Origin of the sequence: Rhodococcus sp. 14-2470-1b (genome assembly GCF_002259415.1) — a bacterium.
Taxonomy (GTDB): domain Bacteria; phylum Actinomycetota; class Actinomycetes; order Mycobacteriales; family Mycobacteriaceae; genus Rhodococcoides.
Map to the genome: position 1 here is coordinate 14,417 of NZ_NPFY01000034.1, position 12,764 is coordinate 27,180.

Annotated in this window: 8 protein-coding genes and 1 riboswitch; of the genes, 2 read left to right on the plus strand and 6 right to left on the minus strand. The window is 64.1% G+C overall.

Annotated elements, in window-relative coordinates; translation table 11 throughout:
- The first annotated feature begins 3 nt into the window (after positions 1-3).
- Together CH293_RS22915 and gcvP are read left to right on the plus strand one after the other, a co-directional pair.
- On the plus strand, positions 4-720 hold the full coding sequence (locus CH293_RS22915; RefSeq protein ID WP_037112722.1) for a MerR family transcriptional regulator: 717 nt from the start codon (positions 4-6) through the stop codon (positions 718-720).
- A gap of 12 nt (positions 721-732) precedes the next feature.
- Positions 733-830: riboswitch (glycine riboswitch) on the plus strand.
- 183 nt (positions 831-1,013) lie between these two features.
- On the plus strand, positions 1,014-3,926 hold the full coding sequence (gene gcvP, locus CH293_RS22920) for an aminomethyl-transferring glycine dehydrogenase (RefSeq protein ID WP_094721610.1): 2,913 nt from the start codon (positions 1,014-1,016) through the stop codon (positions 3,924-3,926).
- Here gcvP and CH293_RS22925 read toward each other — a convergent pair.
- From CH293_RS22925 to CH293_RS22950, 6 genes are all read right to left on the minus strand, one after another.
- On the minus strand, positions 3,923-5,062 hold the full coding sequence (locus tag CH293_RS22925; protein ID WP_037112723.1) for a metallophosphoesterase: 1,140 nt from the start codon (positions 5,060-5,062) through the stop codon (positions 3,923-3,925). The two genes, gcvP and CH293_RS22925, sit on opposite strands and share 4 nt — an antisense overlap.
- 3 nt (positions 5,063-5,065) lie before the next feature.
- Positions 5,066-6,808, minus strand: a complete 1,743-nt coding sequence (locus CH293_RS22930) for a substrate-binding domain-containing protein (RefSeq protein WP_255122959.1) — start codon at positions 6,806-6,808, stop codon at positions 5,066-5,068.
- 96 nt (positions 6,809-6,904) lie between these two features.
- Positions 6,905-9,094, minus strand: coding sequence for a malate synthase G (locus CH293_RS22935; RefSeq protein WP_094721611.1), 2,190 nt, complete (start codon positions 9,092-9,094; stop codon positions 6,905-6,907).
- A gap of 61 nt (positions 9,095-9,155) precedes the next feature.
- A complete protein-coding gene (locus tag CH293_RS22940) occupies positions 9,156-10,055 on the minus strand; it encodes a 3-methyladenine DNA glycosylase (RefSeq protein ID WP_094721587.1) in 900 nt (299 codons plus the stop codon).
- The gene (locus tag CH293_RS22945; protein ID WP_094721588.1) at positions 10,052-11,158 is read right to left on the minus strand and encodes a hemolysin family protein; all 1,107 of its coding nucleotides are present in this window, start codon (positions 11,156-11,158) and stop codon (positions 10,052-10,054) included. Before CH293_RS22945 ends, CH293_RS22940 begins: the two co-directional genes overlap by 4 nt.
- Positions 11,151-12,533, minus strand: coding sequence for a hemolysin family protein (locus CH293_RS22950; RefSeq protein ID WP_037112727.1), 1,383 nt, complete (start codon positions 12,531-12,533; stop codon positions 11,151-11,153). The genes CH293_RS22945 and CH293_RS22950 overlap by 8 nt, the downstream gene beginning before the upstream one ends.
- Between the last annotated feature and the right edge of the window lie 231 nt (positions 12,534-12,764).

The window sequence follows — 12,764 nt, forward strand, 5'->3', positions numbered from 1 at the left end:
TCAGTGGGAGATCAGCCGCAGGATCGCCTCGTGCGAGATCAGCCGCAGGATCGTCAGGTGTCGGAGTCCGCTGTGTCGGAAACGGCAGCGCCGGAGCACGACACCACGCCAGACGAGTCCGTGACCGCCACCCCTTCCGAATCGACTCGACCTGAACCGTCCGGCCCGCCCGCCCGCGAATTCCAGCCAGGGCTGTTCCCGGACGATTCGGTACCGGACGAGCTGGTCGGATACCGAGTGCCGAGCGCATGCCAGATCGCGGGCATCACCTACCGGCAACTCGATTACTGGGCACGTACCGGACTGGTCGTACCCTCGATCCGAAGTGCTGCCGGATCTGGCAGCCAACGGCTGTACTCCTTCAAGGACATGTTGGTCCTGAAAATCGTCAAGCGCCTCCTCGACACCGGAATCTCCCTTCAGAACATCCGAGTCGCCGTCGACCACCTGCGTCAACGCGGTGTGGGCGATCTGGCCAACATCACCCTGTTCTCGGACGGCACCACCGTCTACGAATGCACGTCCGCCGAAGAAGTCGTCGACCTTCTTCAAGGCGGTCAGGGAGTATTCGGTATCGCAGTCAACGGCGCGATGCGTGAATTGACCGGCCTGATAGCCGACTTCCCCGCAGAACGCGCCGACGGCGGAGAATCCGAGCCCAGTCCCGAAGACGAGTTGGCGTCACGCCGCAAGAGTCGCGCAAATCGAAAGACCGGCTAGGATCGAGAGCGTCGCGCTCGCGCGGGAGAGTTCCGGGGCAGCCAGCTCCGGACGCCGAAGGAGCAATACCTCCCCGTCAATCTCTCAGGCACACGGACCGTGTGAGCTTGGACGTCTCTGGAAAGTGGTGGGATCACCCACCCGCCCAAGGGGAAAGTACCTCCGAGCGTCGCGTGCGCGGAGTGCGAATCTCTCAGGCGCTCGCCCGGGTGAGCATGCGACAGAGGGGGAGGATCGACCGCGCAGTTCGCGTGGTCATTCCACCCGTCAGCATGCATCCACCGGAGCGTCCCATGACCGAACAGAGTCCTCGCCCGTCGTTTTCCGACCGACATATCGGACCGGACAGCGCAGCGCTGTCCCACATACTCGATGTCGTCGCCGCTGGATCGCTCGACGAACTCGCACAGCGCGCGGTGCCTGCCTCGATCCTCGATGGGACCGTCGACGGCATTGCCGACGGTCTCGCAGGACTCCCGCTTCCACTCGGAGAACATGAAGCGCTGGCCGAACTCGCGGCCCTCGCTGCAAAGAACGTGGTCGCGACATCGATGATCGGGCTCGGCTACTACGACACCCTGACACCGCCTGTCCTGACTCGGAATATCCTCGAGAACCCCGCGTGGTACACGGCGTACACCCCGTATCAACCGGAGATCAGCCAAGGCCGACTCGAGGCGCTCCTCAACTTTCAGACCATGGTGTCCGACCTGACCGGGTTGGACGTAGCCGGTGCGTCGATGCTCGACGAGGCCACGGCGGCCGCCGAGGCCATGACGTTGCTCAGGCGGGCCAACCGTGGCTCGACGTCCCCGCGATTCGTGGTGGACGACGACGTCTTCCCGCAAACCTGGGCAGTCCTCCAGACGCGTGCGGAGCCCCTCGGAATCGAGCTAGTACGGCACGACGTCACCGGCGGACTTCCCGATGGAGAGTTCTTCGGCGTTCTCCTTCAGTTCCCAGGCGCATCGGGGGCCGTCGTCGACCACTCCGCCGTGATCGACGACGCGCACGCCCGTGGTGCTCTGGTGGCCATCGGAGCCGATTTGTTGGCGCTCACCCTCCTCACGTCTCCGGGCGAGATGGGAGCGGACGCATGCTTCGGCACCACCCAACGATTCGGTGTTCCGATGGGATTCGGTGGCCCGCACGCCGGTTACCTCGCCGTGCGGAACGGCCACGCGCGTCAGCTTCCGGGACGGCTGGTCGGCGTGTCGGTGGATGCAGACGGCAACCTCGCCTATCGACTGGCGTTGCAGACCCGCGAGCAGCACATTCGTCGTGAGAAGGCGACCAGCAACATCTGCACCGCGCAGGTCCTTCTCGCGATCGTGGCCGCCATGTACGCCGCCTATCACGGAAGTTCGGGACTCCGCGACATCGCTCGCCGAGTCAACTCCCACGCTGTCGCGCTGGCCGACGGGCTCGCAGCGTCGAACATCTCCGTCGAATCCACGTCGTTCTTCGACACGATCACCGCACTCGTGCCGGGGCGAGCTCGTGGCGTCGTCGAGGCAGCACAACGCTCCGGTATCAACCTGCGCTTGGTCGACGACGACCGTGTTTCGATCGCGTGCGACGAAGCGACCACCACCGACATCGTCGAGCAGGTGCTCGCCGCGTTCGACGCTGGGCCGAGCACGAAGTCCGCCCGTTCGTCGCTACCCGACTCACTGATTCGAACGTCCGAGTTCCTCACTCATCCTGCGTTCACCCGGCACCGCACCGAGACGTCGATGCTTCGCTACCTTCGGATGTTGGCAGACAAGGACATCGCTCTCGACCGCAGCATGATTCCACTCGGGTCGTGCACGATGAAGCTCAACGCGACCGCCGAGATGGAATCCATCACCTGGCCCGGATTCGCCCGGCTGCATCCATTCGCGCCCGACAGCGATACCGAAGGAATCCGCGCCGTCATCGCCGACGTCGAGAAATGGCTGGTCGACATCACCGGATACGACGCGGTGAGCCTGCAGCCGAATGCGGGAAGTCAGGGCGAATACGCAGGCCTTCATGCAATTCGCGACTATCACCTCGGTCGCGGTGATTCTCACCGCGACATCTGCCTCATCCCGTCGAGTGCGCACGGCACCAACGCGGCATCGGCGGTCATGGCAGGTATGAAGGTCGTCGTCGTGACGTGCCGCGCCAACGGTGACGTGGATGTGGACGACCTGCGGGCCAAGATCGGCACGCACGCGGATTCCCTCGCCGCGATCATGATCACCTACCCGTCGACTCACGGCGTGTACGAACACGACATAGACGAGATATGCGCTGCTGTGCACGACGCGGGCGGTCAGGTGTACGTCGACGGCGCGAACCTGAACGCATTAGTCGGACTCGCACGTCCTGGGCGCTTCGGTGGCGACGTCAGCCACCTCAACCTGCACAAGACCTTTTGCATCCCACACGGCGGAGGAGGACCGGGAGTCGGTCCGGTCGCCGTGCGATCGCATCTTGCGCCGTACCTGCCGGGGCACCCGCTCCGACCGGAACTGGGCAGTGGAGCGACCATCTCGGCTGCTCCGTTCGGAAGCGCGTCCATTCTGTCGATCACGTGGGCGTACGTACGGATGATGGGCGCCGAGGGTCTGCGACGCGCAACCCTCACTGCGATCGCGTCGGCCAACTACATCGCCCGACGCCTCGACGAGTACTTCCCCGTGCTGTACACGGGGGAGAACGGGATGGTTGCGCACGAGTGCATTCTCGACCTACGCGGACTGACGAAGGCGACCGGCGTGACCGTGGACGATGTTGCGAAAAGGCTGGCGGACTACGGATTCCATGCTCCGACCATGAGCTTCCCGGTGGCGGGAACATTGATGGTCGAGCCGACGGAAAGTGAGGATCTGGACGAGATCGACGCATTCTGCGATGCCATGATCGCGATTCGCGGCGAGATCGATCGAGTCGGTTCGGGGGAGTGGCCGTCGACGGACAACCCGTTGCGCGGTGCTCCCCACACGGCTCGGTGCCTGGTCGGGGAATGGACCCACCCGTACACACGCGAAGAAGCCGCCTATCCGTGGGAAGCCAACGCGAAGAGAGGATCGATCTCCGCGGCGCGGGCGAAAGTGTGGCCTGCAGTACGCCGGATCGACGGTGCCCACGGCGATCGGAACCTGGTGTGCTCGTGCCCGCCGGTCGCGGACCTCGAGTGGAGCCCGCAGAGCGACTCGGCGTCTCCTCGAGGCTAGCTGGACGTCAGGTGCAGCATCGCGATCTCGGGCGGTGCTGCAACCCTGACGGGCGGACCCCAAGCGCCGGCCCCACGCGTGGTGTACAGCGTGGTGTCACCGACACGATCGAGGCCTTCGACGCTCGGTTGCTGCAACGGCACGAGATACCGTAGTGGCCAGATCTGTCCGGCATGCGTGTGACCGGAGACCTGGAAGTCCACTCCCATGTCCGACGCCTCGAACGCCTGCAGCGGCTGGTGTGCCAACAGCAACACGAACCGAGACGCATCCCTCCCGTCGAGCGCAGCACCGAGATCGGGTTCGTACGGCGCCGGTGCGGTGGCGTCGTTGATACCGGCGATGTCGATGGAGGCACCCGACTTGCTGATCGTCTCGTGTTCGTTCCTGAGAACGGTCACACCGAGCGTCTCCCACAGGTCCAACCATTTCCCGCCGTCGTCCGCATAGAACTCGTGATTACCGCTCACGGCGAACACTCCGAGGGGAGCCTCGAGCTGCTGCAGCGGAGCGAGGTCTGTTCCAACGAGTTCGACGGTGCCGTCGATCAGATCGCCGTCCAGGATCACGACGTCGGGCGACTGCGCGTTGACGTCGTCCACCACGCGTTGAACGAAGCCGGCTCCACGAGCCGGTCCGACGTGCAGGTCGGATACCAAGGCCACGCGCGTTCCATCGAATTCGGAGGGCAACCGATCGAGTGCAACGCGAGTGTCGGTCACCTTCGGCAGTGCCGCTTCGACGAGGCCGTACCCGACGGCCACCACAGCGACGGATGCCGCGATCGCGGAGCCGATTCTGTGAATGCGCAGCCGAAGTGAGTGCGACTCACGACGGCGTGCCGCCGACACGATCCGCACGACGAGGGTGACGGCGCCGACCAGCACAGTGCCCAGCACCAGGTACAGCACCACGGCGAGCCAACTGAGACCGACGAACGCCGGAACCCGCGCCCATGCCGGATCGAAGACCTCACCCGATCCGATGCCGATCAGGGCCAGGAGCCACATGAAGACCAGCACAGTGTCCGCGGCAGTGGAGTACGGACGGCGAAGCTTCGTGGCCCGCACGTAGCGAAAATGGAGCACAAGACCGATGACGGCAAGGAACGTGCCGAAGGCAAGAAGGCGAATCATGTTTCAGTACAGCAACTTTCGAAGAAGGTTGGGGAGTTCTTCACCGTCCGACGACGCAACGGTGTTGAAGGAGCCGCCCGTGGCATCGGACACTGATTGCAACGTCGAACTGTCCGGATTGGTTCCTAGCGCGACGACATCGACTGCCACCGGACGCTCCGGATCGATCAGGTCCGACACCATCTCGAGGAATCGACTCGCCGAGATGGTCGGATCGTCGTTCGGACCGTCGGTGACCAGGACGACGCTGTTCGGCTTGCCGGGGGCGTAGGTGGACAGAGCGTCGAGATAGGCCGCGAGGACCGACTCGTACGTCGACGTCGCAGTCGCGGGTCGAACCCCGGCGGCCTCGGCCACCAAACGTTCTCGACGAGTCTCGTTGCCCATGACGTCCGCGACCGGGCCGGTGGGGACGAGAGTTCGGAACGCGCGTGTGCCGTCCAGATCCTTGCTGTAGATCCACAACCCCAGTTCGGTGGCGTCCACGACCGAGTCGAACTGGCGATCCAATGCTGCAACTGTGTTCTGCAACCGAGTCCCTGGACCCTCCGAAGTGTCCATCGACCCGGATGCGTCGAGAAGTGTCGTCACCCGCCGAGGTGTAGCAGGGTCGAGAACTGCGTCGACGAGTGTTCGACCGAACTCGGAGTTCTGCGGCGGCAGCGACGCCGGCGACCGAGCGGCAGCGTCGAACCCTGAGTCGGAGAAGAGCGATGTGTTGTCCGGCCCGGACATGAAATCGACGAACTGTGCTGCGGCGCGGCTCGCCGTGTCGTCCGTCCACGCTCCGGACAGCACGACGGCCGGGTGGTCGAACACGGGCCCGTCACCTCGCGGAGTGAATCCCGTGACACCACTCTGGGACGACGCGGCGAGTTGTCTGGCAGACACCGGAACGGTGTGCGCGACGGCTGTCGGTGAAGTGTCGGCGCTCAGCCGGGCAAGTGCCGAATCGGTCGAATCGTTCGTCGTGGAGGGCGTTCCGAGATCAGTCGTCGCGAGCGCGGACATCGCGGAGACAGTGGGCCCGCTTCGGGCGACGTCCGCACTGGCAGAGCCCGATTCGTCGTACACGGAGGAGTCGTACGTGGTTGCCGCTACCGCTCGCAGCGCCGCCGTCGACGCATCGGATTCCGGCCCGAGCGGAAGCAGAAGGCGAAGCCCGCGCCACCCGGGTAGACCGATAGCGTCGAGTCCGTCGGGTGCCGCCTGCAGGCGAGGAATGTCGGCCCACCCGATGTCGGCGGCCTCGAGTGCATCGGCGACGGCGATGGGGGCAGCCAGGACCACCGGTGACGACGCGACCGAACGAGGCGTGCCGTTGACTGCGCCGGCGGGTAGATCGGCAACGAAATCCGACGATCGCGGGATCCACAACGCCGGCTGCGGACCCAAGACGGCAGCGTCCCACGCGCTTTCGCCCGCAGCCAGGGCAGGTCCCACCAGAGCGGAATCGTGAGTGGACACCTCGAGCGACACGCAGTGATCGCGTACCACCGGAGAACTGTCGGTGAACGCCGCAGCCAACTCTGTCACCTGCGACGAGATGTCCGGGTCGACGACGATCGGCACCACCGCCGGACCTTCGACACAGGTATCGGCCGCTTCCGTGCCTTGATCGGCAATGCGGTCGCGAAGTTGGAACCAACCGAACACAGCGAGCACCATCACAAGGATGGTGCCCGCTGCGATGACCGGTCCCTTGCTCACTCCACGGGATCCGCCGGAGGTTCGATGTTCGCCCACGACAAGAGGTTACTTGTCGCGCGCCAAGTGAACGAACAGTGCTGTCCGGTCACTCCGCAGGCTCCGCTCCTGTGCTGTCCGGTCACTCCGAGCTCGTCAGCGTGTTGCGGCTTTGTACTCGCGGCGGCGGCGGTGCAGGATCGGTTCGGTGTAGCCGTTGGGCTGGCTGGTGCCCTGGAAGATCAGGTCACTGGCTGCTTGGAAGGCGATGTTCGAATCGAAATCCGGCGCGAGGTTCTCGTACGTCGGGTCCGATGCGTTCTGTCGGTCCACCACCGGCGCCATCCGCTCGAGCGAAGCACGCACCTGATCTTCGGTGACGATGCCGTGCCGCAACCAATTCGCCAGGAACTGACTCGAGATACGCAGCGTCGCCCGATCTTCCATCAACGCGATGTCATTGATGTCGGGAACCTTCGAACACCCCACACCGTGATCGATCCACCGCACCACGTACCCGAGGATCGACTGAGCATTGTTGTCGAGCTCGCGTTGCTTCTGCTCCTCGGACCAGTCGGTCGCAGGTGCCAACGGAATCTCGAGGATCTCCTCGACAGTGGCACGCTTGGACTTCGCGATCTCTTCCTGACGAGCGAACACATCGACCTTGTGATAGTGCAAGGCGTGCAGCGTCGCTGCCGTCGGCGAGGGCACCCACGCAGTGTTGGCACCGGACTGCGGATGCCCGATCTTCTGCTCGAGCATGTCGTGCATCAGATCCGGCATCGCCCACATGCCCTTGCCGATCTGCGCTTTGCCTTCCAACCCGGCAGCCAAACCGGTGTCGACATTGAAGTCCTCGTACGCCTTGATCCAGCCCTGGGCCTTCATCTCACCCTTCGGCACGACCGGTCCGGCCTCCATCGAGGTGTGGATCTCATCGCCCGTCCGGTCGAGGAAGCCGGTGTTGATGAACACCACGCGTTCCTTCGCAGCCTCGATCGCAGCCTTCAAGTTGACCGTGGTGCGGCGTTCCTCGTCCATGATGCCGACCTTGAGGGTGTTGACCGGCAACCCGAGAACCTGCTCCACCCGGCCGAACAGTTCCGCAGTGAACGCGACCTCGTCGGGACCGTGCATCTTCGGCTTGACGATGTACAACGACCCGGTGCGGCTGTTCTTCAGGACATTGTCCGCACCGAGGGAATGCAGACCCGCGAGCGAGGTGAACAGGGCATCGAGGATGCCCTCGGGAACCTCGTTGCCGTCGGCGTCGAGGATCGCATCGGAGGTCATCAGATGCCCGACGTTGCGGACGAACAGCAGCGACCGACCGTGCAGGGTCAGCTCGGACCCGTCGACCGCGGTGTAACTGCGGTCCTGATTCAAGCTGCGGGTGAAGGTCTTGCCGCCCTTGGAGACCTCTTCGGTGAGATCACCGCGCATCAAACCGAGCCAGTTGCGGTAGCCGAGAACCTTGTCGTCGGCATCGACCGCCGCGACCGAATCCTCGAAGTCCATGATCGTGGTCACCGCAGATTCGAGGAGGACATCCTTGACGCCGGCGGCGTCGGTCGCCCCGATCGGAGACTGCGGGTCGATCTGGATCTCGAAGTGCAACCCGTTGTGCACGAGAAGAATCGCCGTCGGCGCATCCGGGGCGCCCTGGTATCCGAGCAGCTGCGCCGAGTCTGCCAAACCGACGGTGGAACCGTCGGCGAGAGTGACCGTCAACGATGCGGCCCCGGTAGCGGAGGTGTCGACAACGTACTCGGTGGTACCGACATGCGAACCGGAGGACAGGGGAGCAGCCTCGTCGAGGAACTCCCGAGCGAAGGCGATGACCTTGTCGCCGCGGACCTTGTTGTAGCTGGTGCCCTTCTCCGCACCGCCGTCCTCGGCAATGGCGTCGGTGCCGTACAAGGCGTCGTAGAGCGATCCCCAGCGTGCGTTGGATGCGTTGATCGCGAAGCGGGCGTTGAGAACCGGGACCACGAGCTGCGGGCCCGCGGTGGAGGTGATCTCGGTGTCGACACCGGAGGTGGTGATGTGGAAGTCCGCGGGCTCGTCGACAAGGTACCCGATTTCCTTCAAGAACGCCGTGTACGCGCTCCTGTCGTAATTCGGTCCGGCGTGCTCACCGTGCCACGCATCGACCTTGCCCTGGATTTCGTCACGAACACCCAGCAGGGCCTTGTTCTTCGGGGCCAGATCCGTGATCACGGCCTCCACGCCGCTCCAGAACTTCTCCGAATCCACACCGGTGCCCGGAAGCGCTTCGTTCTGCACGAAGTCGTACAAAACCTGGGCAACCTGAAGACCACCAACAGAAACACGATCGGTCATGAATCCCTCGCTCTTTCCGGTCAAACGCGCACAAGGCGCCTCGGCGACAACTCCGCCTATGTTACTCGGCGGTAGCTCGGGCGGTGGCACCGCCGCTCACCAGTAGATTCTGGCATCGGCGGATAAGTTCCGAGCGGAGAGGGGCAGCCCTGTCCATCAGTCGAGTCTGGGCACGCACGTATTCCGCGCGTCCTGACGGGGTTTCGATCTCGATGGCGGCGAAACCGTAATCCGACAGGTCGTAGGGACTGGCACGCATATCGACGGTTCGTGCGTCCAGTGCGAGCTCGAAACAGTCTGTCACCAGGGCCGAGTCCACGAGAGGTGACAGCTTGTAGCTCCATTTGTACAGATCCATGCCGGCGTGGACGCACCCCGGTTGTTCACGGTCCATTCTCCCGCTCGGTTCGAGACGCAGTGTGTTGCGAGGTACCGCGTCGTCGGTGAAGAAGCGAAAAGCGTCGTAATGCGTGCACCGAAGGTTCATCTTCTCCACGACGCTGTCGGTGCCGGTGTGCCCGAGGCGTAGCGGAACCGTTCCGTGCCGGAGGGCGGCTGCGCCGCCCCGGTAGACCATCGCCCACTCGTGCAGGCCGAAACACCCCAGGTTCGGTGTGCGAGTAGTCGTCGCGGACAGCAGGCCGTGCGTGAACTCGACGGCGGACAGCCTGCGCTCGAGCAGGGACTCGCGCACCCGATAGCCTCCGCCGGGCGCCGGTTCGTATGCCGCGAACTGGGCGTACTCCTCGGCTCTCGGCCCCGTCAGCGTGACGCCGTAGCCGGGACTCCATCGCTTCAGGTGTCCCGGCTTGAAGCTGTAGTACGTGAACAGAAAGTCGAGGACCGGGTGGTATGCACCCTGCGCGCGCTGCACCAGATAGTCGCCGATCAGGTGCTCGACCCGCGCGGAATGCATCGCCCTCGACGCCGTCCACTCCGCCTCGCACAACTCCGATGTCATGGTCGCCGAAGAACTCCGCCGGGGGCAGGACCCGCGATCCGGTGAGTGCCGTCTCGAACGGTACCGACGAACTCCTCGACCAAATCCTCCAGCGCGACGATCCCGATGGTCGAGCCAGTCGAATCGTGTACGACACCCAGGTGGCTACGCGTCCGCCGCAGACGCGTCAGTGCATCGTCGAGCGTCGTATCGGACAAGACCACAGGCAGGGGTCGCACCTCCGAGCGCGGAATCACCGACTCGGGGCCGGCCGCGTCGTCGACCATGTACTCCAGAACATCCTTCAAGTGCAGGTATCCCACCAACGAACCGTCGGACGCCTGGACCGGATACCGCGAGAATCCTGTTGCGGTCACCGCTTCCTCCACGGAACCGAGCGTCGGTCCGGCAGCATTGTCCGATACCGCGAGACGCACAGTACGCACCTGCGAAGACGGAATGAGAACATCCGCGACGGTCCGGCCCGACGTGTCCAAAGCCTGCGTCAGACGCCGATGCTCTTCTTCGTCGATGAGACCTTCCGATCGCGACTCACCGATCATCTGTGACAGCTCGTCCGCGGAGACCGAGGAATCGAGTTCGTCCTTGGGCTCGATCCTCAACGCACGCAGCGTCAGGTTGGCGCACACGTTGTAGAACGAGATCAGCGGCTTGGCCAACTTGATGAACATGAGATGGATCGGCACCAGAATCATGGCAGTCCGCTCCGGACCTGCAATGGCGATGTTCTTCGGAACCATCTCACCGATCAGGATGTGCAACACCACCACGAGACCGAGCGCGATGGCGAACGAGATGGGATGAAGAAAGGCATCGGGAATGCCGACCCACTCCATCGGTTTCTCGAGCAGATGCGCGACCGCCGGCTCACCGACCCTACCGAGCAGAATCGAGCAGATGGTGATGCCGAGCTGAGCGGCCGCCAACATCAGCGACAGGTTCTGACCGGCTTCGATGACCGACTTCGCCCGATTCTTGCCCTGTGCAAGAAGAGATTCCAGACGATCACGACGCGCCGAGATCAGCGAGAACTCGGCGCCGACGAAGAAGGCGTTGCCGGCGAGTAGAAAGACGGCGAGCAGAACAGCGAATATGTCACCCACGGATTCTCGCCTCCTTACCCACCGTCGCGATGCGTTCGGCATCGACCGGCTGAAGCAGAATTCGGTCGATTCGTCGGCCGTCCATGCGCGTGACCTTCGCAATCCAACCACCGTCCGACTCCGACGGTTCGTCGAACGGACCAGCAGGAAGGACAGTGGTGTCCCCCTCGGTGGGAATCCGACCGAGTCGGGTCAGAACGAGTCCGCCGATGGTCTCGTACTCGCCATCGGGGGCGCGATACCCGGTAGCCGTCGCTACCTCGTCGATGCGGAGCAGCCCGGAACAGATCCAGCTGTCACCCACCCGTTGCACGTCGACTTCCGGTTCGTCGTGCTCGTCGCGGACGTCTCCGACGATTTCTTCGATGAGGTCTTCCATCGTCACCATCCCGGCGGTACCGCCGTATTCGTCGACGACCAGGGCCACCTGCATTCCGTCCGCCCGCACCCGCTCCATCACCGTGTCCCCGTCGAGACTCGAGGGCACGACCGGTACGTCCTGCGCCAGATCGGCCAGTCGGGTGGAGCGGCGGTGTGCGCTCCCGACAGCGAATGCGTGCTTGATGTGCACCACTCCGACCGTGTCGTCCAAGTCTCCGTCGACGACGGGAAAGCGTGAAAAACCGGTACGCGCGGCAGTTTCGATCAGGTCGAACGCCGTGTCCGACACCGACAGCGACTCCACCTTCACTCGGGGAGTCATCAATTCCTCGGCCGTACGTTCACCGAACTGCAACGACCTGTCCACCAGACGGGCCGTTCCCTCGTCCAGCGCTCCGAGCTGCGCCGACGTGCGCACGAGCGATCCGAGCTCCCGCGGTGAACGCGCGGACCTCAGCTCCTCGGCAGGTTCGATACCGAGCCGCCGAACCAGCCAGTTCGCCGAACCGTTCAAACCCTTGATTGCCCATCGGAAGACTGCCGAGAAACCCGACATGGCTCCGGCAGTGGCACGGGCAGTTGCCATCGGCATCGCAATGGCGATGTTCTTCGGTACCAGCTCACCGAAGATCATCGAGAACGACGTGGCGATCAACAAGGCTGCGGCCAGAGACACCGCAGAGGCGACGGTGTCGGAGGCACCGACCGCCGTCGCCAACGGTACGAAGAATCCGGCGAGGATCGGCTCGGCCAGGTAACCGGTGATCAGGGTCGTGATCGTGATTCCCAATTGTGCACCGGACAGCTGGAACGACAAGGTCTTGTGCGCACGCTGGACCTGCCGAGCGCGTGTGTCACCGAGATCGACGGCCGCCGAATCCACTGCACTTCGCTCGAGCGCGGTCAGCGAGAATTCGGCGGCCACGAAGAGTGCAGTGCCGGCGGTCAAAGCTACGAAGCCGAGGAGGCCGAGGATGCTGATCACAATTTCCACCGGTCACCGCCGCCGGAGTTGCGAGAGGCGCATCGCGCCGTGTGTTTCGCCGGGTCGTTCACCCGGCTCGATAGAGGAGCCCTCCGAAGTGGAGCCCTCGTCGTTGGACTCGCCCTGAGCGGTCACAACATCGCTGATAACGGGTGCCTCGGGCACCTTGGTCCTTTCTCTCGCTTCCCCCAGTCCGCCTCGAGCGGACACTGCGCGGAGGAAGTCCGCGGTATTGCCGAA

What these genes read in the sequence shown, in the direction of transcription:
- gcvP (WP_094721610.1), top strand. Translation starts at nt 1,014, where the DNA reads ATGACCGAACAGAGTCCTCGCCCGTCGTTTTCCGACCGACATATCGGA.
- CH293_RS22925 (WP_037112723.1), bottom strand. Translation starts at nt 5,062, where the DNA reads ATGATTCGCCTTCTTGCCTTCGGCACGTTCCTTGCCGTCATCGGTCTT.
- CH293_RS22935 (WP_094721611.1), bottom strand. Translation starts at nt 9,094, where the DNA reads ATGACCGATCGTGTTTCTGTTGGTGGTCTTCAGGTTGCCCAGGTTTTG.
- CH293_RS22940 (WP_094721587.1), bottom strand. Translation starts at nt 10,055, where the DNA reads ATGACATCGGAGTTGTGCGAGGCGGAGTGGACGGCGTCGAGGGCGATG.